The 26701-nt window shown below is 70.4% G+C and carries 14 protein-coding genes; 9 read left to right on the top strand and 5 right to left on the bottom strand.

Features of this window, described 5'->3' with window-relative positions; genetic code table 11:
- The first annotated feature begins 45 nt into the window (after window positions 1–45).
- Window positions 46–675: an invasion associated locus B family protein gene (locus IAI54_RS03785; protein ID WP_187971087.1), complete on the top strand. Its 630-nt coding sequence runs from the start codon at window positions 46–48 to the stop codon at window positions 673–675.
- 1170 nt (window positions 676–1845) lie between these two features.
- Here the strand turns inward: IAI54_RS03785 and IAI54_RS03790 are convergent.
- From IAI54_RS03790 to erpA, 5 genes are all read right to left on the bottom strand, one after another.
- Complete coding sequence (locus IAI54_RS03790) at window positions 1846–3564, bottom strand: adenylate/guanylate cyclase domain-containing protein (protein WP_187971088.1); 1719 nt, start codon at window positions 3562–3564, stop codon at window positions 1846–1848.
- A 124-nt stretch (window positions 3565–3688) separates the two neighbouring features.
- Window positions 3689–10066 (bottom strand): PKD domain-containing protein, encoded by a 6378-nt coding sequence (locus IAI54_RS03795; protein ID WP_187971089.1) that lies wholly within the window; start codon window positions 10064–10066, stop codon window positions 3689–3691.
- Window positions 10066–12933, bottom strand: coding sequence for a PKD domain-containing protein (locus IAI54_RS03800; protein ID WP_187971090.1), 2868 nt, complete (start codon window positions 12931–12933; stop codon window positions 10066–10068). The genes IAI54_RS03795 and IAI54_RS03800 overlap by 1 nt, the downstream gene beginning before the upstream one ends.
- Complete coding sequence (locus IAI54_RS03805; protein ID WP_187971091.1) at window positions 12930–15320, bottom strand: FecR domain-containing protein; 2391 nt, start codon at window positions 15318–15320, stop codon at window positions 12930–12932. The genes IAI54_RS03800 and IAI54_RS03805 overlap by 4 nt, the downstream gene beginning before the upstream one ends.
- Window positions 15321–15610: 290 nt before the next feature.
- Window positions 15611–15961, bottom strand: coding sequence for an iron-sulfur cluster insertion protein ErpA (gene erpA / locus IAI54_RS03810; RefSeq protein ID WP_187971092.1), 351 nt, complete (start codon window positions 15959–15961; stop codon window positions 15611–15613).
- A 69-nt stretch (window positions 15962–16030) separates the two neighbouring features.
- Here erpA and IAI54_RS03815 point away from each other — a divergent pair, with 69 nt between their 5' ends.
- The 8 genes from IAI54_RS03815 (at window position 16031) to IAI54_RS03850 (ending at window position 26681) form a co-directional block, all read left to right on the top strand.
- On the top strand, window positions 16031–17251 hold the full coding sequence (locus IAI54_RS03815) for a deoxyguanosinetriphosphate triphosphohydrolase (RefSeq protein ID WP_187971093.1): 1221 nt from the start codon (window positions 16031–16033) through the stop codon (window positions 17249–17251).
- 57 nt (window positions 17252–17308) lie between these two features.
- Window positions 17309–19066 carry an arginine--tRNA ligase gene (gene argS, locus IAI54_RS03820; RefSeq protein ID WP_187971094.1) on the top strand — a complete coding sequence of 586 codons (1758 nt, stop codon included), beginning with the start codon at window positions 17309–17311 and terminating at the stop codon, window positions 19064–19066.
- Between the two features lie 102 nt (window positions 19067–19168).
- Window positions 19169–22492, top strand: a complete 3324-nt coding sequence (locus IAI54_RS03825; RefSeq protein ID WP_187971095.1) for an SPOR domain-containing protein — start codon at window positions 19169–19171, stop codon at window positions 22490–22492.
- A gap of 111 nt (window positions 22493–22603) precedes the next feature.
- Window positions 22604–23623, top strand: coding sequence for a beta-N-acetylhexosaminidase (nagZ, locus tag IAI54_RS03830; protein ID WP_187971096.1), 1020 nt, complete (start codon window positions 22604–22606; stop codon window positions 23621–23623).
- A gap of 11 nt (window positions 23624–23634) precedes the next feature.
- Window positions 23635–24474 (top strand): segregation and condensation protein A, encoded by an 840-nt coding sequence (locus IAI54_RS03835; protein ID WP_187971097.1) that lies wholly within the window; start codon window positions 23635–23637, stop codon window positions 24472–24474.
- A 16-nt stretch (window positions 24475–24490) separates the two neighbouring features.
- Entirely contained in the window at window positions 24491–25210 is a 720-nt protein-coding gene (gene scpB, locus IAI54_RS03840; protein ID WP_187973002.1) for an SMC-Scp complex subunit ScpB, read from the top strand.
- Window positions 25211–25261: 51 nt separating this feature from the next.
- Window positions 25262–26425, top strand: coding sequence for an ABC transporter ATP-binding protein (locus IAI54_RS03845; RefSeq protein WP_187971098.1), 1164 nt, complete (start codon window positions 25262–25264; stop codon window positions 26423–26425).
- 34 nt (window positions 26426–26459) lie between these two features.
- A complete protein-coding gene (locus IAI54_RS03850; protein WP_187971099.1) occupies window positions 26460–26681 on the top strand; it encodes a twin-arginine translocase TatA/TatE family subunit in 222 nt (73 codons plus the stop codon).
- The last annotated feature ends 20 nt before the right edge of the window (window positions 26682–26701 follow it).

The raw sequence follows: 26701 nt of genomic DNA on the forward strand, positions 1-26701 counted from the left end.
AGCGGCCAGGGTTCAGACACCGAAACTCGAGAGGAAGCGCAACCGATGCTGTCGACGAACTTCTCCGCACCCCGCTTTGCAATCCATGCGGCCGGCGTGGCCGGCTTCCTCGTGGCGAGCGCCGCTCCGGTCCTGGCCCAGCAGCCCGGCCAGCCGCCGCGCGGCTGGTTCAAGGCCTGCTCCAAGCAGGAAGACATCGACATCTGCAACGTGCAGAACATCGTGGTGGCGGATTCCGGCCAGCTGATCACCGGCGTCAGCCTGATCGAGGTCAAGGGCAAGGTGAACCGCAAGGTCTTCCAGGTGACCGTGCCCACCGGCCGCATGATGATGCCCGGCATCGGCATGCAGGTCGACACCTCCAAGCCGCAGAAGGTCGACTACGCCGTCTGCTTCCCGGATCGCTGCGTGGCCGAAGTGCCGATGACCGACGAACTGGTCGCTGCCTTCAAGAAGGGCACCGAGCTGACGCTGACCTCGGTCAACTTCCAGAACCAGCCGAACCCGATCAAGGTCTCGCTCTCGGGCTTCACCGCCGCCTTCGACGGCGCGCCGCTGCAGCAGGCCGACATCGAGGACCGCCAGAAGAAGCTCCAGGAGTTCGTGTCGAAGAACAACGAGGACTTCGCCAAGAAGCTCAAGGAAGAGCAGGAAAAGGCCAAGGCCGCGAACTGACGCGGATTTCTGAACCCGGCGGCGCGGATCTCCGTTCCGCCGGTGTCGGCAGCGCGGCCGGCTGGACTCGTCGTCAAGTCTCTGGAGACTCCCTTTCGGCGCCTCGGGATCGGCCACACGGGCGCCGAAGCCACGGTATTGCGGCCGTCACCCGCTCCGCGTCATTCCGGACCGGGTGCCGAGCGCAGCAGAGGTGTCCGGATCCGGAATCCATTCCGGGACGTCTGCGGCGCGCGCTTGATATCCCCGGCGTCACGGAATGGATTCCGGACAGACGCCCCGCGCTTCGCGCGGTACCTCTTCCGGAATGACGCGGGGATGGCGGGCGGCGCCGGGACTGCCGCCACTGTCGCGTGGCGCCCCCCTCCTTCGTCATCCCGGAACGGCGTCCGAGCGGAGCGAAGGACGACGTATCCGGGATCCATGCCTCGCCGTCGCCCACGAACGAGATGGTGCAGGAGAGTTCGCCGCACGCCGTCGCCTTTCTCCGCCGCCCAGCCTCCCGACGACTTCCGAGGCATGGATCCCGGGTCTGCGCCTCCGCTTCGCTCCGGCTTCGCCCAGGATGACGAAGGCGAAGAGGACGCCGGTGTGACGATGCGGAAGCCGGGAAGGCGATGGGTCTGACGCCGCTTCTTCCGCGCCGCCCCCCACCTTCGTCATCCCGGAACGGCGTCCGAGCGGAGCGAAGGACGACGTATCCGGGATCCATGCCTCGCCGTCGCCCACGAACGAGATGGTGCAGGAGAGTTCCCCCGACGCCGTCGCCTTTCTCCGCCGCCGAGCCTCCCGACGACTTCCGAGGCATGGATCCCGGGTCTGCGCCTCCGCTTCGCTCCGGCTTCGCCCGGGATGACGAAGGCGAAGGGGGCGCCGGTGTGACGATGCGGAAGCCGGAAAGGCGAACGGTCTGACGCCGCTTCTTCCACGCGCCGCCGCCCACCTTCGTCATCCCGGAACGCGGCGTCGAGCGGAGCGAGAGGCCGCGTATCCGGGATCCATGCCTCGCCGTCGCACGCGAACGAGATGGTGCAGGAGAGTTCCCCCGACGCCATCGCCTTTCTCCGCCGTCCAGCCTCCCGACGACTGCCGAGCCATGGATCCTGCGCCTCCGCTTCGCTCCGGCTTCGCCCGGGATGACGAAGGCGAAGGGGGCGCCCCCTTCAGGCCTCACGCCGCCTGCATCTGTCGTGCCGCGAACGCGTGGATCTCGATCGGCGCCTTCTTGCCCTTGACCGAGATCGGCGGCAGCGCGCGCGCGGCGTCGCGCAGCTTGGCCGGCAGCGCGTCGTAGACCACCCGCGACACCAGCGTCTGGTCTGGATCGGCCGCCGAGCACAGCCGCGCCGCCAGGTTCACGTGGTCGCCGAGCACGGTGAAGTCCTTGCGGTGGGTCGAGCCCATCGCGCCCACCACCACCTCGCCGGTGTTGACGCCGATGCCGATCTTCAGGTCGGCCGAGGTCTGGCTCGCCATCTCGTTCATGGCGTTCATCATGCCGATGGCGCATTCCACCGCATGCTTCGACATGTTGGCGCCGGCGAACACCGCCATGATCTGGTCGCCGACATATTTGTCGATGTCGCCATGATTGGCGGTGACGATGTCGGCGAGCTTCTGGAAATAGCTGTTCAGCACCGTGACAACCTCCTCCGGCTCGCGGTTCTCCGAGAACGCGGTGTAGCCGCGGATGTCGGCGAAGAGCACGGCCATCTGCCGCCGCTCGCCGCCGAGATGCACCGTGCGCGCGTCGCTGTCCTGGATCGCCCGCATGGTGCCGGCCGAGACGAATTTCTGCAGCTCGAAGCGCTCGTTCAGCTGCACGATCATGTCGTTGAAGCGGGTCGCCAGATCGCCGATCTCGTCGCGCGAGGCCACCCCGCGCACCCGGTGCGCGAGGTTGCCCTTGGCGATCTCCGACGCCGCTTCGCCAATCCGCAGGATCGGCCGCGAAATGCCGAGCGCAAACAAAAGCGCGCCCGCCAGGGCGGCGACGAGCCCGATCGCCAGCCATTGTGCCAGGCTGCGGATCATGTCGTTGACGGGCGCATAGGCGTCCGCCTCGGCCTTTTCCGCCACCACCGCGAAGGGCAGGGCGCGCGTCAGCGCGATGGCGCCGAGCGAGATCGAGCCGTCGTCCAGCGTGAAGGGCTCCACCGCCACCGTCGCCGTGCCCGCAGCCAGCATGTCGCGCGCCTTGGCGAGCACGGCCGGCTGGTTCCACGGCTGGCCGTCGCTGGCGAAGACCACGCGCCCGCCGCCGTCCACCACATGGATCGACCCGGTCTTCGCGAAGGGGTTGCCCTCGACCGCGCCGCGCAGGCGGGCGAGGTTGACGCGCGCGTGCAGCGTCGCCGCCCGTTCGCGGATGCCGCCGGGGATCGGCAGGCTTACCGTCGCCAGCCAGTCGCCGGTCTCCTCGATCTGCACGACCTGCGCCGCCGACCGTCCGTCGGCGGGCATATCGAACTGGCCGGCATCCACCCGCAGCACGTCGAGCGGATTGTCGAAATGCGCCTTCAGCCTGTCGAAATAGGCTTCCTGCACCACGGTGATCGGCCGCGGCACGCCGTCGACGTCGACCTGCAGCACCACCACGTCGGGCAGGTCGGCGATGCCCTGGCGCAGCACCACGATCTTCTCCTCGAAGCCGAGCTGCTCGCCCGAGATCGCGTTGCGGATCAGGTCGAGCGGCGTGTAGAGCGAGTATTCGAGGAAGTCGTTGAATTCGCCGGTGACCTTGTCCACCGTCACGGCGAGCTGCTCGTTGGCCGCGCTCTTCAGTTCGTCGCGCGCCACGCGGATCACCGACTGGCCGGCCACGATCAGCGGCAGCGCCGCGATCACGGCGGTGAAGATCAGCATCTTCGCACGGAGGTTGAGGCGCATGCTGCAAATCCCGGCGGTGACGGAGGAATGCCGTGTCTGCGGGCGTGGCGACGGTACGACCGCGGCACGACGCGAAAGCGCGTCGGCACGATCCTCCCCGGGTCCCCACCCATCAGGCGAGGGATCAGTTTAGACCCGAATCACCGGTTTCGGGAAGCAGCAGAGTCTGCGATCGCGACCGCGCGCGGATGGTGATCCTGTCGGTCGACACGCTGCAGTCCAGCCCGTGCGGGTCCGACGTCGTCAGTTCGACGGCGATGTCGCCCGGCTGCGTGATCTCCACGCGCGTCTTCTCGCCGTCGGCCTCGAAGCCGTTCGACAGCGTCCAGTAGTGGTCGAGCGCGTCGCCGTCGGCATCGCGCGAGCCGCTGGCGTCGAGCACATGGCTGTCGAGCGCGCCGCCGACGAAAAGGTCGACGTCCGGCCCGGCATCGGCCACCGGCGGCGCGTTGACGAAGACCTCCAGCGTCTCGACAGTCGACGCGCAGGCAGAGCCCGACATGTCGGTGGCCTTCAGGCGCACCGCATAGGTGCCCGGCCTGTCGAAGGTGTGAGTGACCTGCGGTCCCGTCGCCAGGTGCCCGTCGCCGAAGTCCCAGTCGTAGCTGGCGATCGCGCCGTCCGCGTCGAAGGAGCGCGACGCGTCGAAGCGGACCGTCTGACCGGGGCAGGTCTTGCGCTCCGCCTCGATGATGGCGGCCGGCGGCCGGTTCACCTTCACCAGCCGCGCCACTGGCGTCAGCAGCACCTCGCCGGCGCGGTCGATCGGGCCCTTCACCGAAACCGAATAGGTGCCCGGCTGCGCGAAGACGTGCACGGCGGCCGGCCCGGTCGCATTGCTGCCGTCGCCGAAGCTCCACACCAGCGCGCCGGGGTCGGCAAGGCCTGGCAGGTTGGAGAGGCCAAAGGCGATGCGCTCGCCGGCACAGGCGGCATCGGCCGTCTCGATCGCGGTGCGCGGCGCGTCGGCCACGGTCACGTCGAACGTCGTCGCGTTCTCGGCATTGATCAGCCCGGTACCGTCGCTCACCGTCAGCGTCACCGGGAAGGTGCCCGGCGAGCGCCAGATGTGCCGCACCTCGACGCCCGTCGCCGTGCCGCCGTCGCCGAAGTCCCAGCGGTAGGCGGCGATGCCGCCGTCCGGGTCGACCGAGCCGGCAGCCGAAAGCTCGAGTGGCTGGTCCACCTCCACGGCCGCGTTTCCCGCCACCCTGGCCACCGGGGCGGCATTGATCGTGATGACGTGGATCGTATCGGCGCTGGAACAGCCCTGGCTGTCCTGTCCCGACAGCGCCTTCAGCTGCACGCGGTAGGTGCCCGGCCGGTCGAAGGCATGCTTCACCACCGCCCCGGTGCCGGTCGTGCCGTCGCCGAAGTCCCAGGCGTGGCCGGTGACGCTGCCGCCGTCGAGATAGGAGGCGGTGCCGTCGAACACGACCTCCTCGCCCACGGCCGCCGCGCGGACCGCACCGATCACCGCGCGCGGCGCCGGCAGCACGGTCACCAGCAGGTCGTCGCTCGACACCGGCGAGCAGAGGCCGAGATTGTCGCCCTCGATCTGCAGCGTCACCCGGTAGTTGCCGGCGTCGGTGTAGGCGTGTTCGGGCTGGTCGCCGCCGCCGCTGGAGCCGTCGCCGAAATCCCACGAGAAGCGGTTGACGACGCCGTCGATGTCGGTCGAGCGGCGGCCGTCGAAGCGCACGGTGGTGTTGGCGCAGATCTGCCGGTCCTCGCCCGCATTGGCCACCGGCGCGGGCAGCACGGTCACCAGCGTCTCGGCCGAATGGGTGCCGTTGGCGAGCCCTGATTCGTCCGTGACCGTCAGGCGCACGCCGAAGGTCCCGGGCGTCTCGAAGGTCTTGGTCGGGTTGATGATGTCGGAGGCCGCCCCGTCGCCGAAATCCCAGGCATAGCGCAGCAGCCCCTGGTCGGGGTCGCTCGACGAGGAGCCGTCGAACACGACGACGTCGCCCACGCAGGCCTGGCGGTTGTCGCCGGCGATGGCCAGCGGCGCGCGGTTGATGCGCACCGTCATCGCATCGCGGTTCTGCGAGTTGGACAAGCCCTTCCCGTCGTCCACGGTCAGCAGCACCGGATAGACGCCGCCGGTCTGGTAGGTGTGCTCCACCACCGGTCCGATCGCCGTGTTGCCGTCGCCGAGATCCCACAGATAGGCCAGCCCGTCATTGTCGGCGTCGGCCGAGGCGGTGGCGTCGAAGACGATGCGCAGCGCCTCCGAGAACACGTCGCGGCCGGCTTCCGCCACCGGCTGGTGGTTGACGAACACCGTCATCTCGTCCTGGGCGGTGCGGTTGGCGGCGCTGGAATCGTCGGTCACCGTCAGCGTCACCGTGTAGACGCCAGGCGCGTCGAAGCGGTGCTCCACGTTGGCGCCGTCCAGCACCGTACCGGTCTCGTTGACGTCCCACCGCCAGGCCGTGACGGTGCCGTCCCGGTCGCTCGACCGGTCGCCCGACAGCCGGAACGGCTCGCCCGGCGCCACCACGAGATTGGGACCGGCCTGCGCCACCGGCGCCTCGTTCACGGTGACGCGGATCTGCGAGAAATCGCTGGCGTTCGGGTGGCCGCTGTCGTCGTCCACCGTGAGTTCGACCGTGTAGGTGCCGGGTCGCGCGAAAGCGTGTTCCACCACCTCGCCCTCGGCCGTTGTGCCGTCGCGGAAGTTCCAGGCGTGGCGGGTAATCCTCCCGTCCGGGTCTTCCGAGCGGCGGCCGTCGAAGGAAAGCGTCTCGCCGGGGGCGGCGACCATGTCGAAGCCGGCATCGGCGACCGGCAGCGCGTTGACCCGGACCGCCATGGTATCGGTCGCGCCGTTGCGGATCGTGCCGGAATCATCCGCGACCGACAGTGTCACGGTGTAGGTCCCGGGGCTGCGATAGGTATGGGCGATCGTCCGGCCGTCGCCGCTCTCTCCGTCGCCGAAATCCCAGCGATAGGTCGCGATCGTGCCGTCGCCGTCGGTGGAGCCGCCCGCGTCGAAATCGACCACCGAGGCCGTGACGTGCTGGTCGGGTCCGGCGTCGGCCACCGGCGGCTGGTTCACCAGGATGCGCCGCTCCGCGCTCGCCCGGTCGTTGGCGAGGCCCGAATCGTCGGTGACGGTCAGCCGCGCGACATAGAGCCCCGGGCGCGCATAGCGGTGCACGACGTCGCGACCGCCTGCGGTGGTGCCGTCGCCGAAGTCCCAGTCATAGGCGAGGATGTTGCCGTCCGGATCCTCCGACGCGGCGCCGGAAAACGCGATCGGCTCGTCGATCGCGGCCGGCCGGTCCGGCTCCACCCGCGCCACGGGCGCAAGGTTCGGCCGGTCGGCCACGGTGACGGTGAGCGTGTCCGACGCGCTCGCATTGTCCTGGCCGGAACCGTCGGTGACGGTCAGCGTCACCGTATAGGTCCCCGGCCGGTCGTAGACGATCGAGCGTTTCTGTCCCTCCGCCCGCCTGCCATTGCCGAAGTCCCAGAGGTAGCCGACGAGATTCGAATCGGTGTCGGTCGACCCGCCGCCGTCGACATCGATGCGCTGGCCGACGATCGCCGCCACGTCGGGCCCGGCCTCTGCCACCGGCTGCGCGTTGCGCCGCTCCTCCACGAAGGCGACGAACTTCTTTTCGGTGACGCCGCTGTCGAGGCCCGAATCGTCCACCAGCGTCAGCTTGCCGAAATAGGTGCCCGGCGCGGCATAGGCATGCGCGATCGCCGCTTCCGTCGACACCGTGCCGTCACCGAAGCTCCATTCGTTCCGTGTGACGCGACCGTCCGGATCGGCGGCCCCGCGCGCATCGAACAGATGCGGCACGCCGGTCTGCAGCGTGAGTTCGGGCGCCACCGCCCCGTCCGGCGGTTCGTTGTAGGGATGCGTGACGGTGACGGTGAAGCGCGCCTCGGCCTCCGAGCCGCGCCGCCCGGAATCGTCGCGCACCAGCACGTGCACCTCATAGGCGCCCGGCCGCGCATAGGCGTGCCTGGCCTCGAAGCCGGAGGCCTTCGCCCCGTCGCCGAAGTCCCACTCCACGGCCACCACATTGCCGTCCGGGTCGGTCGTGCCGGTCGCGTCGAAGGGGATGATCTCGTTGACGAAGGCGGCGCGGTCGCCGCCGACGCGCACCTGCGGCGACAGGTTCTGCCGATTGTCGACGATGACGTCGAAACCCGTGCTGGCCACGGCGTTCTCGCGGCCGGAATCGTCTTCCACCGTCAGCGTCGCGCGATAGGTGCCGGCGACGTGGTAGACATGGTCGACGGCGAGCCCTTCCGCCGTCGCGCCGTCACCGAAATCCCAGCGATAGGCGAGGATCGAGCCGTCCGGATCGCGGGAGCCCGAGCCGTCGAAGCGCACCACCGCGCCCGCGACCGCCTCGCGGTCGCCGCCCGCGTCGGGGATGGGCGCATCATTGCCCGAATCGACCACGGTGAAGCTGCGCTCGATCGTCGTCGTGCCGTTCGCCAGCCGCGAATCATCGGTGACGGTCAACGTCACACCATAGGTCCCCGGCGCCGAAAAGCTGCGCCGTATCACCGGCTTGTCGGAGGTCGTGCCGTCGCTGAAGCGCCATTCGGTGGCGATGATCCGCCCGTCCGGGTCGGTCGCCGCCGAGGCGTCGAACAGCCCGGGCGCGCCGGCAACCAGCCGGTCCGGCGTCCTGGCCGCCGTGGCGTCGGGCGCGGCGTTGACGAAGACGCCCGCCGCCGCGCGGGCGACGCTGTTGGCCGCGCCACGGCCGTCGTCGACCGTCAGCGACACGGCATAGGTGCCGGGCCGCGCATAGCGATGCGCGACCGCCGCGCCTGCAGCCGTCGTCCCGTCGCCGAAATCCCAGGTGAATGCGTGCGTGTCGCCGTCCGCCCCTTGCGGGCTGCCGGCGTCGAAGGCGATCTCTTCGCCGAACGCGATGCGCCTGTCGCCGCCGGCATTGGCGACCGGCGGCGCATTGACGGAGATCATCCGCGTCGCGACCGCCTCGTTGCACGGGTTGCCGGAGGAGTCCGTCACCGTCAGCGTCACCGTGAAGCTGCCGAAGCGGTCGTAGCGGTGCACCGGCCGGCCGAATCCGGGCTCGCCCGCCTCCTGCACCAGCACCGTGCCGTCGCCGAAATCCCAGCGGTAGCGCGCGATCTCGGTGCCTTCGGGCAGGGCCGGGCTCGACGAGCCGCGGCCGTCGAAGGCCACCTCCGCCCCCTGCGCCACCAGCCCCGGCGCCTCGAACACGGCAAACGGCGGCGGCTTGACGAAGAACGAGAACGCCCGGGCCGCACCGCTCGCCACCTGGCCCGACGCGTCGAAGCCTTCCAGCCGTCCGTCCTGAACGCCATACTCGGGGAAATTCTGCGTCACCGTCTCGCCCGTCACCCAGCCAGCGTCGGCACCGAGCTTCCAGCGATAGGTCAGCGCCCCGCCGTCGGGGTCGGCCGAGCCTGCGGCCGAGAAGCGGATCTCGCGGCAGGCGAGCGGCTCGACCGACAGCGAAAGCACGGGCCGCCGGTTCGGCGGCACGGCACGGATCGGCAGTTCGACGGCGAGCGGCCGCTCGGTGCCGGCCGCATCCAGCGCGGTGACGAACAGCGTCATGTCGTTCGGCGTCTCGGAGCCGTTGGTGGCGGTCACCGAGCCCGGTCCGCCGGGCTCGTCGGCGTCGAGTTCGACGTCGGAGCCGCGCCATTCGTTCTTGCCGGAGGCGGCCAGCACCCGGCTGCGGAACGGCCCGCCATAGGTGATGCGCCCGCCGGCCGCGTCGAAATTCTCGACCCGCACCGCCGTGGCATCGGCCGGAACCACAAACCGCATCTCGCCGAGGTCGCGGCCGGCCGGCACCTGGATGGTCGGGATCAGTGTCGACAGCCGCGCGCCGGCGATGGCCTCGTTCCGCGCGTCCGACGAACTCGCCGCCACGTCGAAGACGTTGCCGTCATTGCCCGACAGGCCCTCGACGACGAGCATGAACTCGCGCCCGCCGGCGATCTCGATCCCGGACGAGGCCTCGGCCGAAAACAGCGTCGTCCAGCGTCCGTCGGCGGCGGCATCCGTGCCGAAGTCGATGGTGCCGAGCGGCGTTCCCTCGATGCGCTCCTGCGGAACGCCGTCGCCGTCGCGTTGAATCACCGCGCGAGCGCCCGCGCCGAACAGGCTGAATCGAATCGCCGAATCATAGCCGCCCTTGGCCTCGTCGAAGGCGCCGCCGGTGTCGGGATCGAACACCCGCAGATGGACGCGACCGGCATCGGCCGGCACCAGCACCCGCACCACCTGGCGGAAGTCGTGATCGCCCTCGTTGACCCGTGCCAGCGGTCCGAAGACGACGAGATGCGGCTCGGCCGGCTCGTCGCGCATCATCGCGAAGGCCGTGAGCCGGGGCATCGCGTCGGCGATGGCGTCCGCGTTCACGTAGAGACCCACCGGCGCCAGCACCGAGCCCATGCCGGCGGCCAGCAGCGCGGCGTTGCGTCCGGCGCGGGTGGCAAGCAGCCTGGCGAGGAGGGCGCGCATCAGTCCTGCCCCCCGCGCGCTTCGGCCGTGGTCACCGTCACGGTGATCGTGTCGCTCGAGGTCATGGCCGGCTCGCCATCGTCGGTCACCGTCAACTCGACGGTGTAGACGCCCGGGTCGTGGAAGGCGTGGCGGGGTGCGGCGTCGGGCGAGGCGCCGCCGTCGCCGAAGCTCCAGCGCCAGGCGAGCACGTTGCCGTCCGGGTCGGACGAATCCCGTCCTTCGAGTTCGATGATCTCGCCCGTGGCCACCATCCGGTCGGTGCCGGCCCGCGCCACCGGGGGCTGGTTCGGGGCAGGGGCGACCGTCACCGTGACGCTGTCGGTCGCCGTCAGCCTGTCGTGCGGCCCGTCATCCGCGACGGCGAGCGTCAGCGTATAGACGCCGGGAAACTGGTAGACGTGCCGCGCGCGGATGCCGGACGCCGTGTTGCCGTCGCCGAAATCCCAGCTGTGCGTCAGGATCGAGCCGTCGGGATCGCGCGAGGCCGAGGCGTCGAAGGCGATCTCCGCGCCCGCTACCGCCGCCATGTCGGGACCGGCGGCCGCGACCGGCGGCAGGTTCGGCCGGTCGGCCACGATCACCGTGAAGGGGAAGGACACGACCGCCGGCTCCGGCAGGCCGTTGTCGACGAGGTCGAGCCGGGCCTCGTAGAAGCCCGGCTTGCGGTACATGTGCTCGATGACGGGGCCGAGCCCGGTCGCGCCGTCGCCGAAATCCCATCGATGGGCGATGATCGAGCCGTCGCGGTCGCTCGCCGCCGAGGCGTCGAGCCTGAGCGCCTGCCACGTCGTGGCGGCGAATTCGCGCGGGAACGTCGCCACGGGCGGCCGGTTTTCGGCCGGCAGCACGGTGATCTTCGCCGTGTCCACCGCCCGTTCGCCGCCGCCCGGCCCGTCGTCGCGCACCGTCAGCGTCGCGGCATAGGTGCCGGGCTGCCACCAGGCATGCTCCATCGCGGGCAAGTCGCCGCCGCTGCCGTCGCCGAAATCCCAGGAATAGAACAGGATGCGGCCGTCCGGATCGGTCGAGCCGCCCCCGTCCATGCGCACGGCCTCGCCGGCCCGGACGGTCCGGTCGCCGCCGGCCTCGGCCACGGGGCGCTGGTTCGCCCGCTCCTCGACATGCACCTCGATCACGTCGACGCCCTTGGCGCTGTCGAAGGCGGTATCGTCGAGCACGGTCAGGCTGACGCGGTAGATGCCCGGGCGGTGGAAGGCATGCGGCACCACGGTCCCGCTTGCCCGTGTGCCGTCGCCGAAGTCCCAGAGGGTGGAGACGATCCGGCCGTCGGGGTCGCGCGACAGCGCGGCGTCGAAACGGTGAGTTTCGCCCACCGTCAGCCGCCTGTCGCCGCCGGCATTGGCGACCGGGGGTGCGTTGACGGAGATCATCCGCGTCGCGACCGCCTCGTTGCACGGGTTGCCGGAGGAGTCCGTCACCGTCAGCGTCACCGTGAAGCTGCCGAAGCGGTCGTAGCGGTGCACCGGCCGGCCGAATCCGGGCTCGCCCGCCTCCTGCACCAGCACCGTGCCGTCGCCGAAGTCCCAGCGGTAGCGCGCGATCTCGGTGCCTTCGGGCAGCGCCGGGTTCGACGAGCCGCTGCCGTCGAAGGCCACCTCCGCCCCCTGCGCCACCAGCCCCGGCGCCTCGAACACGGCCACCGGCGGCGGCTTGACGAAGAACGAGAATTCCCGGGCCGCACCGCTCGCCACCTGGCCCGACGCGTCGAAGCCTTCCAGCCGTCCGGCCTGAACGCCGTATTCGGCGAAGCCCTGCGTCACCGTCTCGCCCGTCACCCAGTCAGCGTCGGCACCGAGCTTCCAGCGATAGGTCAGCGCCCCGCCGTCGGGGTCGGCCGAGCCCGCGGCCGAGAAGCGGATCTCGCGGCAGGCCAGCGGCTCGACCGACAGCGAAAGCACGGGCCGCCGGTTCGGCGCCACGGCGCGGATCGGCAGTTCGACGGCGAGCGGCCGTTCGGCTCCTGCCGCATCCAGCGCGGTGACGAACAGCGTCATGTCGTTCGGCGTCTCGGAGCCGTTGGTGGCGGTCACCGAGCCCGGTCCGCCGGGCTCGTCGGCGTCGAGGGTGACGTCGGAGCCGCGCCATTCGTTCTTGCCGGAGGCGGCCAGCACCCGGCTGCGGAACGGCCCGCCATAGGTGATGCGCCCGCCGGCCGCGTCGAAATTCTCGACCCGCACCGCCGTGGCATCGGCCGGAACCGTGAACCGCATCTCGCCAAGGTCGCGGCCGGCCGGCACCTGGATCGTCGGGATCAGCGTCGACAGCCGCGCGCCGTCGATGGCCTCGTTCCGCGCGTCCGACGAACTCACCGCCACGTCGAAGACGTTGCCGTCATTGCCCGACAGGCCCTCGACGACGAGCATGAACTCGCGCCCGCCGGCGGCCTCGATCCCGGACGAGGCCTCGGCCGAAAACAGCGTCGCCCAGCGCCCGTCGGCGGTGGCATCCGTGCCGAAGTCGATGGTGCCGAGCGGCGTTCCCTCGACGCGTTCCTGCGGAACGCCGTCGCCGTCGCGTTGAATCACCGCGCGAGCGCCCGCGCCGAACAGGCTGAATCGAATCGCCGAATCATAACCGCCCTTGGCCTCGTCGAAGGCGCCGCCGGTGTCGGGATCGAACACCCGCAGATGGATGCGACCGGCATCGGCCGGCACCATCACCCGCACCACCTGGCGGAAGTCATGGTCGCCCTCGTTGACCCGTGCCAGCGGCCCGAACACGACGAGATGCGGCTCGAAGGGTTCCTCGGCCCGGCCGGCCGCGGGAGCCAGCAGCAGCACTGCGATTGCGGCACCGGCGAGCGATCGGCGAAGGCGGAGCGCGGACAGGCGTGCCGCGCTCATCGCACCAGCTCCACCTGGCTGACATTGCCGGCCACGTCGGCGAGTTCGACCACGATGGTGACGACGTCGCCCGCGGCGCGGCGCGGCAGCTCGACCGTTCCCTGGTAAACCTTGCGCGCCCGGTTGTAGCGCAGCACGCCGTCCTTCTCGGCCGTGCCCGACCGCACCGCATAGCGGGAGGTCTGCGCGAGGCCGGAGGCATCGGTGGCGCCGATGCGGATCTCGAACAGCTCGGTTTCGCCGCGATCCTCGACGGAAACCTCCTGCGCGGTAACCGCCGGCCGCTCCGTGTCGTAGACGACGGTGCGCTTCTCGATGGTGACCAGCCCGACCGGGTTGGTGGCGACGATCTCGATCGTGTTCGCGCCCTGCACGAGCGCGACCTCGCCGCTGGCGACGCCGCCCGCCATGGCGAAGGGGGTGCCGTTGACGGCAACCCGGTTGGCCGGGTCGGTCTCGAAGGCGAGCGGCAGAAGAGCGCTGGCCGTGACCTGGGGCAGGGGCTCCGTCGGCCGCAGCCGTGGCGCCTCGTCGAGGATCGCCGCCGCGATGGTCTCTTCATAGGCGTAGCCCGACACGGTCGTGACGCGGATCGCGAGGTCTTCGCCGCGCGCCGACAGGGGCACATTGAGCGCGAACCGGCCGTCGGCGGCGGCGATCGTCTCCGAACGCGGCGTGCCGGCCGCGCCGAACACGGAAACGCGAGCGCCTCCGATGACGGTGCCGGCCAGCGACAGCACCTCGTTGGCCGAGAGGAACCGCCCCTCGGCGTCGCGCGGCAGCGAACGGTCGTAGAGGATGTCGGCGCGCTGGTCGGCGACGTAGTCGAAGGCGATGCGCCGCTCGGTCTCGTTGCCGGCCGTGTCGCGGGCAACCACGGCGACGTCGTTCAGTCCTTCCCGCGCGTCGATGGTGAGGTAGAAGCGGCCGCTCTGGTCGATGTCGGCCACCGCCCCGTCGATCAGCACCGCGGCGCCCGCCTCGGTCTCGCCCGAGATCGTGACCGCCGCCTCACGCAGCACCGCGCCCGGTTCAGGCGTCCTGATCTGCAGGAACGGCGGGGTGTCGTCGGTGCGCAGCTCGAACTTGCGCACCGAGCTCATCTGGCCGGGCAGGCCGAAATCGTCGAGCGCCGCGACGCGCCAGAAATAGGTGCCGGGCGGCAGCGGATGATCGTCGAGCCGGTTGGTCTCGATGCCCCACAGGCTGTCCGCCATGCGGTCGAAGCGGCCGTCATGGGCGATTTCGATCCAGTAGCCGCCGCTCGTCTCGGCCGCGTCCCAGCCGAGATCGACGCTGCCGCCATAGACCACGGCCTCGTCGGCCGGCGTCTGCAGCGCGATTCGCGACTGGATGCCGATCTTGCGGCCGGGCTTCTGGCCGGGCCGCACCACCGTGCCCTCGTTGCGCCCGAGCACCAGCGTCTCGTCGCCCGCCGTGATCGCCACCGGCCGCACGTCGTAGTTCGAGAACTTGGCGCCGTCTGCGTCCTGGCTGACCCAGAAGCTGCCGGAATCGATCTTGGCGTCGACGTTTTCCAGTTCGACCTGGAGCTGGTTGCGGTCGCTTTCCGTGGCGAGCAGCGCGTAGAAGTCGCCTTCCACCAGGCTGATCTTGGCCTCCTCGCGCCGCTTCAGCGGATCGACCCGCATGCGCTGGATCACGGCCTGCGAATTGGCGTTGAGCCGCAGCCGGCTGGCGTCGCGGAACACCACCTGCGCGGTCGAGCGCGACAGCGTGCGCAGCTTCTCCTGCTCGTTGAGGATGGCGTTGAGGTCGCGCTCCGACCAGCTGTTCTCCGACGTCTTCTGTCCCTCGACCCAGCCCTGGCGGTCGCTGAGCCGCGCCTCGGCCTCGACGTCGCGCTGCTCCTCGCTCTTCAGCCGTGCCGCCTCGGCGCGGTTGATGGCGCGCGACGACAGGTCGATGCTCTCGACATAGATGCCCTCGCGGTCGCGCACCGTCGCCTCGTCGCGAAACTCGATCGCGTTGCGGATCAGGATCGGCGCATAGAGCTGTGCGCCCGATTCGTTGGCGCGCTGGATCTCGGACAGCGAGGCGTCGAGCGCCGACGCCGACAGCCGCTTCTGGTTGCCCGGAAGCAGAAGCTCCTGGCCGATGGCCAATTCGGTGATGTCGCTGACATTGTTGACGCTGAGGATGATCGGCCAGAGATCGGGATTGTCGAGATAGCGCTGCGACAGAGTCCGCAGTCCGACGCCCGGCTCGAGCCGTACCTTGATGAAGTCTTCGGCCCCAGCGGTGGCCGGCTGGGCGCTGGCGGGGACGGCGCAGGCGAAGGCGAGCAACAGCGACAGGCCGCAGGCCCCGAGCCGCTTCAGGCCCGCCCGCCGTCTTCCGCCTTGACGCTCGTCGCCGATCGTCACGCCCCAAATCCCCGCCCGCGAAGCGATCTCAGCCAGGACCACTCGTTACCGTTTACGCTCTGGTAACCATACGGAATGCGGCGCTGGGAATCCAGTCGCAAAAACACGGTCTTGCGCACCGAGAATGTCCCAAAACAGGACAGATATCAGGGACTTGGCTCAAATACCGCAGGTTGAGGAGAAGCTTCGCAGGACGCTGCCGCCCAGCCCCTTGGCGACGCGGCCCGTCCCGAGCGGGGACGGGGACTGCGTCCGGACATGCGGGGACGTCAGACGCCGGGCCGGACGTGTCAGACCGAGAAACTCGTCCCGCAGCCGCAGGAAGCGACGGCATTCGGATTGCGGATCTGGAAGGACTGGCCGATCAGATCGTCGACGAAGTCGATCACCGAGCCGCCCATGTAGATCAGCGACATCTCGTCGATCAGCACCGTGGCGCCATCGCGCTCGATGGCGACGTCGTCGTCGTTGCGTTCGGCCGTCAGGTCGAACTTGTAGGAGAATCCCGAGCAGCCGCCGCCCTCCACCGAGACCCGCAGCGCCGTCTTGTCCGGTTCGCCCGACACGATCCTGACGATCCGCTTTGCGGCCGCCTCGGTCAGTTCCACGCCCTTCATCGAAATCTTGGCGTCGCTGCCCATGGCATCACCTTGCTTTTGCGATACGACGATAGGTATGAAGCGCATCGGGGCAAGTCAACCGGCAGGGGCATGAGCGCTGAAGGGCCACGCGACGACATCGGCTATGGCTACCGGCCGCGCGCCGTCTATGCCTGCGATCCGGCCGCGACGCGCGGGCGCTTCTATCCGGAGCCCGAAAGCCCGACGCGCACGCCGTTCCAGCGCGACCGCGACCGCATCATCCATTCCACCGCATTCCGCCGGCTGAAGCACAAGACGCAGGTCTTCTTCGCCCACGAGGCCGACCACTACCGCACCCGGCTGACCCATTCCATCGAAGTGGCGCAGATCGCCCGGGCACTCGCCCGCGCGCTGCGCCTGGACGAGGATCTGGCCGAGGCCGTGGCGCTGGTTCACGATTTCGGCCACACGCCCTTCGGCCATACCGGCGAGGACGCGCTGCATGCGAAGATGGCGCCTTACGGCGGCTTCGACCACAATGCCCAGGCGCTGCGGGTCGTCACCCGGCTGGAGCGCCGCTACGCCGAGTTCGACGGGCTGAACCTGTGCTGGGAGACGCTGGAGGGCCTCGTCAAGCACAACGGCCCGCTGGTCGGTCCGGACGGGGAGGGGCTGAAGGCGCCGCTGCCGCAGTCGATCCGCGACTTCGACGCGCTGTTTCCGCTCGACCTCGCCGGCTTCGCCTCGCTGGAGGCGCAGGTGGCGGCGATCGCCGACGACATCGCCTACGACGCTCACGACATCGACGACGGGCTGCGCTCCGGCCTGCTGACGCTCGACATGCTGGAGGGACCGGCCTTCACGGCCGATCTCCTCGCCATCGTGCGCGACCGTTATCCGGCGCTCGACCCCGTTCGCACCGGCCATGAGCTGATGCGCCGCCAGATCACCCGGATGGTCGAGGACGTCATTGCGGAGGCACAGGCCCGCCTGGCGGAAATCGATCCTTCCTCGCCCGAGGCGGTCCGGGCCGCGCCGCGCGCCATCGCCGCCTTCTCGCAGGACATGCGCGTGAAGGAGAAGGAGTTGAAGTCCTTCCTCTACGCCAATCTCTACCGCCATCCCGACGTGATGGCTGTGCGGGCGCGGGCCGAGCGCATCGTCACCGACCTGTTCGACGTCTACTTCGCCGATCCGCAGGCGATGCCCGAAGGCTGGCGTGGCATCCTGGCCCGGGCGGGCGATGCCGTGAAGGCCCGCCACGTCGCCGATTTCCTCGCCGGCATGACCGACACCTACGCCCTGAAGGAGCACCGGCGGCTGTTTGACCATACGCCAGATATCGGTTAGGCGAAGCCCGAAAACGGCGCGGCCCCGCCGGCATCTCCAGGCACCGGAAGACGACCGATGAACATCTTCGCCGATTTCCACGATCGGATCAGCAAGGCCATACTTTCGCTCGGCCTGACCCCCGTCGACGGTTCGGACCTGTCGCTGGCGCGCGTCACCGTCGAGCCGCCGCGCGATCCCGCCCATGGCGACCTCGCCACCAACGCTGCGATGGTGCTGTCCAAGGCCGTCGGCCAGAATCCGCGCGCGCTCGCCCAGCAGATCGCGGAACGCCTCAGAGGCGAGCCCGACGTCTCGCGCGTCGACATCGCCGGCCCGGGCTTCATCAACCTTGCCCTCAGCGACGCCTTCTGGCAGGCGCGGCTGCGCGACATCCTGGCCGCCGGCGCCGACTACGGCCGTTCCACCGTCGGCGCCGGCCGCCGCGTCAACGTCGAATACGTCTCGGCCAACCCGACCGGTCCCATGCATGTCGGCCATTGCCGCGGCGCGGTCGTCGGCGACACGCTGGCCAACCTGATGGCCTTCGCCGGCTACGACGTCGTCAAGGAATACTACATCAACGACGCCGGCTCGCAGATCGACGTGCTCGGCCGCTCCGTCCTGCTGCGCTACCGCGAGGCACTGGGCGAGAACATCGGCGAAATCCCGGCCGGGCTCTATCCCGGCGACTACCTGAAGCCGGTCGGCCAGGCGCTGCTGGCCGAGTACGGCTCGGGCCTGCTGGGCATGGCCGACGCGAAGGCGCTGGAGATCGCCAAGGACGTTGCCATCGCCATGATGATGGACATGATCCGCGAGGATCTCGCCGCCCTCAACGTGCGCCACGACGTGTTCTTCTCCGAGCGCAGCCTGCATGCCGGCAATGGCGGCAAGATCCGCTCCGCCATCACCGACCTGACGCTGTCCGGCCACGTCTACAAGGGCAAGCTGCCGCCGCCGAAGGGGCAGAAGCCGGAGGACTGGGAGGACCGCGAGCAGACGCTGTTCCGCTCCACCGAGGTCGGCGACGACATCGACCGCCCGCTGGTCAAGTCGGACGGCGCCTTCACCTATTTCGCCGCAGACGTCGCCTACATGAAGGACAAGTACGAGCGCGGCTTCGAGGAACTGATCTTCGTGCTCGGCGCCGACCATGGCGGCTACGTCAAGCGGCTCGAGGCGCTGGCCAAGGCGCTGTCGGGCGGCGCGCTGAAGGTCGAAGTCCTGCTGTGCCAGCTCGTGCGGCTCTATCGCGACGGCGAGCCGGTCAAGATGTCGAAGCGCTCCGGCGATTTCGTCACGCTGCGCGACGTGGTGGACGAGGTCGGCCGTGACCCGATCCGCTTCATGATGCTCTATCGCAAGAACGACGCGCCGCTGGATTTCGATTTCGCCAAGGTCACGGAGCAGTCGAAGGAGAACCCGGTCTTCTACGTGCAGTATGCGTCCGCCCGCTGCCATTCCGTGTTCCGTCAGGCCGCCGAGCAGTTTCCGGGTGCCGCTTTCGACCGCGCGACGCTGTCGGCGGCGGTGGGCGCGCTCGCCGACGCCGCCGAGATCGCCATGGTTCGCAAGCTCGCCGAATACCCGCGCATCGTCGAGGCAGCCGCAGCCGCGCACGAGCCGCACCGCATCGCCTTCTACCTCTACGAAGTCGCGAGCGCCCTCCACGCCCTGTGGAACCGCGGCACCGACGATCCCGACTTACGTTTTCTTAAGGTTAACGATCCAGTATCGACCAACGCCAGACTAGGGCTGGTGCGGGCCGTACTTGACGTCTTGACGTCGGGGCTCGGGCTCCTCGGTGCGGATGCTCCAGAGGAAATGCGCTGAATAGCCCGAAAACCCGCCACCTTTCGCCCACATTGCGCTGGTAACGACCGAAAGTTCGACGCGACACCATCGCGCGGACGTCTGCGATTGCGGGGACGAGGTATGGCAGATCCGAAGCATCTCAAGGTGCAGCCGCAGGGCGGAAGCGTGGAAAGCGATCCGCTGGCCGAGCTGACGCGCATCATGGGAATGAACACGCCCTCTGCCGCGCGGCGGGACGCAGGCGCCGACGATTTCGGGATCGATCTCGAGCGGGAACTGCTCGGTGATCTCGGCGCCAACGACAGCCGTCCGCCGGTAGCGGCGGCCGCCCGCACCGCCGCGCCGGCGTCCGCGCGCAGCTTCGCCGTTCCGTCGAACGACAGCTGGAAGGCTGCCTTCAGCGACCTTGCTCCCCCGGCGTCCTCGCCGGCCGCCGGCCCGGCTGGACCGGCCGTGACGCAGGCCGCCCCGCCCCCCCGCGCTTCGAGGGAGGCGGAACCGTCCGCTCCGCGCAGTGACTGGAAGGCTCCGCAGGCGGCCGAACCGGTCGACGCGCCTGCCGCCGACAAGCCGGAGGAGGACCCGTTCGAGCGGCTCGCGGCCTTCTCCCGCATGTGGCTCGATCGTCGCCAGGCAGACGCGCCTGCCGATGGCGGCCGGCCCGCAGCGCCCGCCTTCCGCATGCCCGACCAGCCTGCCGGGCCGGTATCGCCCGTTCGGTCGGCCGAGCGGCCGGCGAATTCGCCGATCCCCGTGCTTCGACCCGCCGCAGCGTCGTCGCAGGTGCCCTCGCCGGAGCCAGTCGCTTCCGCGCCTCGACCCGCCCCCGTCCAGCCGGCCGCTCCCGTCCAGCCGGCCGCGTCCGGACAGCCCGTCGTGTCGGCACGGAGGGTCGAGCCCGAGCCCGTCGCCGCGCCCGAAGACAAGATCTTCGATCCCTTCGCGGAACTCGTCGCCATGGCGGGCCAGTCTCGCCCCGCACCGAAGACGGAAGCCCCGAAGGTCGAGACCGCCGGTCCGGCAGCGCCCGCCGCGCAGCCGCGGCAGGGCCCGGGGCCCGCTCCGGGCAGCGCGCCGGACGGAGGGCTGCACAACCAGTCCTTCATCGCCAACCCCTCCATCATCGCCCGCCGCACCAACTGGCAGTCGGTGCCGGGCGCCGCTCCTGCCGCGGCCCCGCGCGATGCCGCGATGCCGGCTGCGTTGGCGCCCGTCGCCGCGGCGATCGCTGCGCGGGAGCCGGAGCCGGTCGAGGCGCCGCCGTCCGATTTCGATCTGCCCGCCGCCGAGCCGCTTGCCCGTGCGGTCCCCGAGGACCGGCCGGAGGAGGATCTGGCCGAGCCGGCTGCCGCGCCCGACCCCACCTGGGATGCCATATCGGCCTGGGTGAGCCGCCCGAGCGAGCGCAGCGCTGCAGCCGTGCCGGATTCGGGCGACGATCTCGATGACGAGTTCTTCTTCCGCAAGGATGCCGCCGAACCGGATGCCTTGCCGCCGATGGCCCGGATCCCCGCACTCTCTCCGGAAGCCCCGGCCGAAGAGGATTTCGCCGGCTACGGAGACGATTTCGATCTGGAAAGCCTGCTGCGCAGCGAGCTCGAAGGCGAGGGGCTGCGGTCGGGCCCCGCCCGTGCAGAAGAAGCCGACACCCCGTTCGTACCGACCGTGGCGCCGGCTGAACCGAGGGCCGCCCAGGCCGGAGCAGCCGGTGCAGCGGACGTCCCGCAGCCGGCCCCCGTCCCGCTTCCCCAGGCCGCTCCGGTCGCGACAGCCGGCCCCGCGCGCGACGACGCCGCCGATGAGCCGGCGGGTGCCGGCGACGACGGCGGTATGCCCGAAGTGGACACGGTCGAGGTGCCGACGGCGCGTTACGTCGTGGCGGACGAGATCGATCTTCCCGAACTCGCCGTCGAGGACGAGATTCCTCAGGCGGTCGCTCCCGACGACATCGATGCGGATTTCGGCGGCGGTTTCGAGGATCGCGCGGAGACCCGTCCCGCCGTCGCCATGGCGGCCGCTGCCGCGCCGGCCGCCGTGGGCGAGGGCTGGTCGCGGGTGTCGCCCCGCAAGCCGGATGCCGCTCGTGACGAACTCGATTCGGTCGACGACCTCGACGCTGCTTTCGACGAGGCGGTGCGATCCTGGGCGGATGCCGAGAGCGAGAAGGACGTTATGGCGCGGCGCGACGCCGTTCCGGCCTGGCTCGGCATTCGTCCCGAAAGCGATCGCATGGAGGTGGACGACCGCTTCGATCCCGGGTTCCATCCCGTTCCGGCCTCCGCGCAGGAGGTTCCCCCTGTTCAGCGGCGCCGCGGCTTCGTGGCCGCGGCCGTGGTTGCCGGCATCGCGATCCTGGGTGGCATCGGCGCCTTCGCCCTGTCGCTCGGCGGCAGCGGGGACGACGACGCGCCGGTGCTCGTCCGCGCCGACCCCGAGCCGGTCAAGGTCAAGCCGGAGCAGCCGGGCGGCGCGACGGTCCCCAATCAGGACAAGGCGGTCTACGAGCGCTTCTCGGCCGGAGACGGCGATGCGCAGCCGTCGCAGGAAAAGCTCCTCTCCACGCAGGAAGAGCCGGTCAATCTGGCCGTCCGCACGGTGCCGATCACCGCGCCGACTCCCCTGGTCGACCCCGCGGAGGCCGATTCGGCCGACGAACTGCCGGAGGCCTTCGGCCAGGGGCCCGATGCTGCCACCCTGAAGTCGGAGGATCGCGTCGAGCAGGCCGAGGACGGCGAGACCGCTCTGTCCGGCGAGATCGCGGTTGTGACGCCGCGGCGCGTCCGCACCATGGTCGTGCGCCCCGACGGGACGATGGTGCCGCGCGAGGAGCCGGCCGACGAGGCGCCGGCGATCGTGGCTGCCGTCCCCGAGCCAGCCGCCGCGGAGACGCCCGCTGTGCTCGCCCAGGCGCCGATCCGAACCGATCCGGCCGCGCCGCCTGCGGCCACGACGGCAGCGCCCGCCGGAGATGCCGCCACAGCGCCCGCTCCTGCCGCCGAATCTCCCGCCAGGCAGGATCCGCCGGTGCGCAGGGTCGAGACGTCGACGATCACCCGCGAACAGGCGACACCGGTGCGCGGACCCGTCGCTCCGGCGCGTCCGTCCGATCAGCCGGTCGACATCGTCGGCACGGCCGGCGGCGCTGCGCCGGGCGCCCAGGTCGCTGCCGTCCAGCCGGCGCCGGTCGTCGCCGCCCAGAGCAGCGAATGGGCCATGCAGATCGCCTCGCAGCCGACGCCCGAAGGCGCCCGCGCCAGCTATGCCGATCTGTCGCGCCGCTTCGGCTCCGTGCTGAACGGCCGCGGCGTCGACATCGTCAGGGCCGAGATTGCCGGGAAGGGCACCTTCTGGCGCGTCCGCATTCCCACCGGCTCGCGCGCCGACGCCAATGCCCTGTGCGAGCGCTACAAGGCCGCCGGCGGCAGCTGCTTCGTGTCGCGCTAGCGGTTCTTTCCGCTTCTGCCTGCCGACGGGCCGTCCCACGGGCGGCCCGTTCGCATTCGTGCGGGCACGGCGCATTTCCCTCGCGCGCACAAAGGCACTACCTTCGCCGTCATGAGCGAATCAAGAGCCGTCATCTTCGGATCATCGGGCAGGCGCCTCACTGGCGAGGAGCGCGCCTTCTATCGCGGCGAGGCCCCCTGGGGCTTCATCCTGTTCGCCCGCAACGTCGGCGAGCCGAACGAGATTGCCGATCTCGTCGCCGACATGCGCGACTGCGTCGGCCGGGCCGACGCGCCCGTCTTCATCGATCAGGAAGGTGGCCGCGTGCAGCGCCTGCGCCCGCCGCTGGCGCCGAACTATCCGCCGGCCGCCGCCCTCGGCGCCCTTCACGCGGCGGAGCCGGAAACCGGCCTGCGCGCGGCCTGGCTGATGTCGCGGCTGCACGCCTTCGATCTGATGCGTCTCGGCATCAATGCCGACTGCCTGCCGGTGCTCGACGTCCCCGTCGAGGGGGCGCACGACGTCATCGGCAACCGCGCCTATGCCAAGGATCCTGCGGTCGTGGCCGCGATGGGGCGTGCCGCGGCCGCGGGGCTGATGGCCGGCGGCGTCCTGCCGGTGATGAAGCACGTGCCCGGCCACGGCCGCGCCTTCTCCGACAGCCATCTCGCACTGCCGGTGGTCGACGCGCCGCTCGACGAACTCCGCGCCCGCGACTTCGCGCCCTTCGCCGCGCTCGCCGACCTGCCGATGGCGATGACGGCGCACGTCGTCTACACCGCGCTCGACCCCGACCGCCCGGCAACCACATCGCCGCGGATCGTCGGCGACGTCATCCGCGGCGAAATCGGCTTCGACGGACTGCTGATGAGCGACGACGTGTCGATGAAGGCGCTTTCTGGGGATTTCGACGAAAAGGCCCGCGCCATCCTTGAAGCCGGCTGCGATGTGGTCCTTCACTGCAACGGCGTGATGGACGAGATGAAGGCCGTCGCCGCCGGCTGTGCGGGGCTGTCGCCCGAGGCGCGGCGCCGCGCCGGACGCGCGTTGTCGCTGCTCGGCCGGGCAGACGGCGCCATCGAGGCGGCGTTGCGCGAAGAGTTTTCCGCCCTGACGGGGGCTGTCGCATGAGAGGATGACGCGTGGCCAAGGCCGCCGCAGCAAAAGCAGAGCCCGCCGTCCCGAAGGAGCGCCTCCCGGCATCCGAGGCGGACGTGCGCGATCCGGCCGAGGCGCTCGTCGTCGACGTCGATGGCTTCGAAGGTCCGCTCGACCTGCTGCTCCACCTCGCCCGCGGCCAGAAGGTCGATCTCGCCCGCATCTCGATCCTGGCGCTGGCAGAGCAGTATCTGGTCTTCGTCGGGCGTGCCCGCAGCCTTCGCCTCGAACTCGCCGCCGACTATCTCGTCATGGCTGCCTGGCTCGCCTTCCTGAAGTCGAAGCTGCTCATCCCGAGGGTGCCCGGCGACGACGGCGAGAGCGGCGAGGAACTGGCCGCCGTCCTGCAGTTCCGGCTGGAGCGGCTCGAAGCCATGCGCGAGGCCGCCGCCCGGCTCGTCAACCGCAACCGGCTCGGCCGCGACGTCATGGCGCGGGGCATGCCGGAAGTCGTGGTCGTTGAGAAGCAGACCGCCTACCAGGCCTCGCTCTACGACCTGCTCACCGCCTACGCCATCCAGCGGCAGCGCCAGGCGGTCACCCACGTGCGCATCGCCCGGCGAACCGTCTGGTCGCTGCAGGAGGCGCGCGACCTGCTGACGCGTCTCGTCGGCCGCATGCGCGACTGGACCGCCCTCGACGGCTTCCTCCTCGACTGGCTGGCGAGCCCCCAGGAGCGCGCCACCGCGATCGCCAGTTCCTTCGCCGCCTCGCTCGAACTGGTGCGCGAGGGGGCGCTGGAGATCCGCCAGGACGGCGCCTTCGCCCCCATCTACCTGCGGCCGCGGCTGAAGCACGCCGCTGCGGAGGCCTCCGATGCGTGACCTGCGAGCAGCCGCCATGCCGGCCGGCGACGACGACGGCGTCTTTTCCGGGCCGGCGGGCAACGACAATCCCGCCGGGGGCGTGCATTCTTCCGAAGCGATCCGCATGGCCGAGGCCATCGTCTTCGCCTCCGCCGAACCGGTCACGGAGAAGGCGCTCGCCGCCCGGCTGCCCGAGGGCGTCGACGTGCCTTCGGTGATGGCCTCGCTCGCGCGCCAGTACGCGACGCGCGGCGTCAACCTCGTCCGCGTCGCCGACGCCTGGGCCTTCCGCACGGCGGGCGACCTCGCCTTCCTGATGAGCCGCGACGCGCCGCAGCCGAAGAAGCTGTCGCGGGCGGCGCTGGAGGTGCTCGCCATCATCGCCTACCACCAGCCGGTCACGCGCGCCGAGATCGAGGAGGTGCGCGGCGTCGAGACCTCCAGGGGCACGCTCGACACGCTGCTCGAAAGTGCCTGGGTCAGGATGCGCGGCCGCCGCCGCACGCCCGGCCGCCCGGTGACCTACGGCACCACCACGGCCTTCCTCGACCATTTCGGCCTCGCCGAACTGCGCGACCTGCCCGGCATGGACGAGCTCAAGGGTGCCGGCCTGCTCTCGGTGCGGATGCCGTCGAACTTCTCCATGCCGCTGCCGCCTGCCGATCCGGACGAACTGACGGACGACGAGGATCCGCTGACCGACGTCGACCTCGAGGAACTCGGCCTGTTGACACCCCGCGGCGGGGATGGTTGACCACGGCACCCGGCCGCAGCAGGTCGCCGGGACGGGCCGCGACGAGCAACGATGACGCAATCCAGCACAAGGCGGACGGGCACGGGGCAGCCCGGCACGGATCCGGCGGCGGCCGGCCGGCCGGCCGCACGCGGCGTGCGCCCGGCCACCGGCGTCAGCTTCGCCGCCAGGCTGGCCTTCGACGAGATCTGGCATTCCTTCGGCCGGGGCAGCGAGACGCTGCGCGGCGTCTCGCTCACGGCCGAGCCCGGCGAGGTGCTCTGCCTGCTCGGTCCCTCCGGTTCCGGCAAGACGACGCTGCTCAGGATCGCCGCCGGCATCGAGGCGCAGACGCGGGGCAGGGTGCTGCTCAACGACCGCGAGATCGCCGGCCCTTCGGTCTTTCTCCCTCCCGAGAAGCGTTCGATCGGCCTGGTGTTCCAGGATTTCGCGCTGTTTCCGCACTACACCATTCTCGACAATGTTCGCTTCGGCCTCACCGCCCTGTCGGCCGCCGAATCGAAGCGCGAGGCGATGGCCGCACTCGCCCGCGTCGGGCTCGAGCACCACGCCGCCTCCTATCCGCACATCCTGTCGGGCGGCGAGCAGCAGCGCGCCGCGCTCGCCCGGGCACTCGCGCCGCGCCCGGCTGTGCTGCTCCTCGACGAACCCTTCTCCGGCCTCGATTCGCGGCTGAAGGACAGCGTGCGGGCCGAGACGCTGGCGATCCTGCGCCAGAGCCGCGCCACCGCCATCGTGGTCACGCACGACGCCGAGGAGGCCATGCGCATGGGCGACCGCATCGCGCTCCTGCGCGACGGCCGGCTGGTCCAGGCGGGCCGCGCCGAGGACCTGTTCCAGAAGCCGGCCAGCCTCTTCGTCGCGGGCTTCTTCTCCGAGCTCAACGTCTTCGACGCCGTCGCCCGCGACGGGATGGTCGAGACGCCGCTCGGCCCCTTTGCCGCGCCCGGCTTTCCGGCGGGGACCGACGTCACCGTCGCCGTCCGGCTCACCGCCATCGAGGCGCATGAAAAGGATGGCGGGACGGAAGCCAGGGTGATATCCCGTCGCTTCCTGGGAGACTCCGAGGCTCTCGAACTCGCCGTGTCCGGCGCCGAGGTCCCGGTCCGGGCGCGCATCCGGTGTGGCGCTTTGTCTCCGGGAGCGCGCGCGGTCTGGCTCTCGGTGCGAAAGTCTGATGTGCTTGTGTTTGAAAGACGGGCCGATAGCGCCTAACTAAGTGGACGATCATCGTTCGGAAGAGGTTATCATGGGTTCCTTCTCCATCTGGCACTGGCTCATCGTCCTGGTGGTGGTGCTGCTGCTCTTCGGGCGCGGCAAGATCCCGGAGCTGATGGGCGACATGGCCAAGGGCATCAAGAGCTTCAAGAAGGGCATGTCGGACGAGGACGAGGCGGAAAAGGCGCGGGTCGTCGAGCACCGCGAGGACGAGGCGGTGAAGGCCGCCAAGGAAACGGCGCCGAAGTCCTGATCCGCACGCCTGGCATTCGC

The organism is Aquibium microcysteis (genome assembly GCF_014495845.1).
Taxonomy (GTDB): Bacteria; Pseudomonadota; Alphaproteobacteria; order Rhizobiales; family Rhizobiaceae; genus Aquibium; species Aquibium microcysteis.

Coding starts and splice junctions, on each gene's coding strand:
- IAI54_RS03785 (WP_187971087.1), top strand. CDS start 46: ATGCTGTCGACGAACTTCTCCGCACCCCGCTTTGCAATCCATGCGGCC.
- IAI54_RS03800 (WP_187971090.1), bottom strand. CDS start 12,933: ATGAGCGCGGCACGCCTGTCCGCGCTCCGCCTTCGCCGATCGCTCGCC.
- IAI54_RS03795 (WP_187971089.1), bottom strand. CDS start 10,066: ATGCGCGCCCTCCTCGCCAGGCTGCTTGCCACCCGCGCCGGACGCAAC.
- IAI54_RS03825 (WP_187971095.1), top strand. CDS start 19,169: ATGGCAGATCCGAAGCATCTCAAGGTGCAGCCGCAGGGCGGAAGCGTG.
- nagZ (WP_187971096.1), top strand. CDS start 22,604: ATGAGCGAATCAAGAGCCGTCATCTTCGGATCATCGGGCAGGCGCCTC.
- scpB (WP_187973002.1), top strand. CDS start 24,491: ATGCCGGCCGGCGACGACGACGGCGTCTTTTCCGGGCCGGCGGGCAAC.
- IAI54_RS03790 (WP_187971088.1), bottom strand. CDS start 3,564: ATGCGCCTCAACCTCCGTGCGAAGATGCTGATCTTCACCGCCGTGATC.
- IAI54_RS03845 (WP_187971098.1), top strand. CDS start 25,262: ATGACGCAATCCAGCACAAGGCGGACGGGCACGGGGCAGCCCGGCACG.
- argS (WP_187971094.1), top strand. CDS start 17,309: ATGAACATCTTCGCCGATTTCCACGATCGGATCAGCAAGGCCATACTT.
- IAI54_RS03850 (WP_187971099.1), top strand. CDS start 26,460: ATGGGTTCCTTCTCCATCTGGCACTGGCTCATCGTCCTGGTGGTGGTG.
- erpA (WP_187971092.1), bottom strand. CDS start 15,961: ATGGGCAGCGACGCCAAGATTTCGATGAAGGGCGTGGAACTGACCGAG.
- IAI54_RS03815 (WP_187971093.1), top strand. CDS start 16,031: ATGAGCGCTGAAGGGCCACGCGACGACATCGGCTATGGCTACCGGCCG.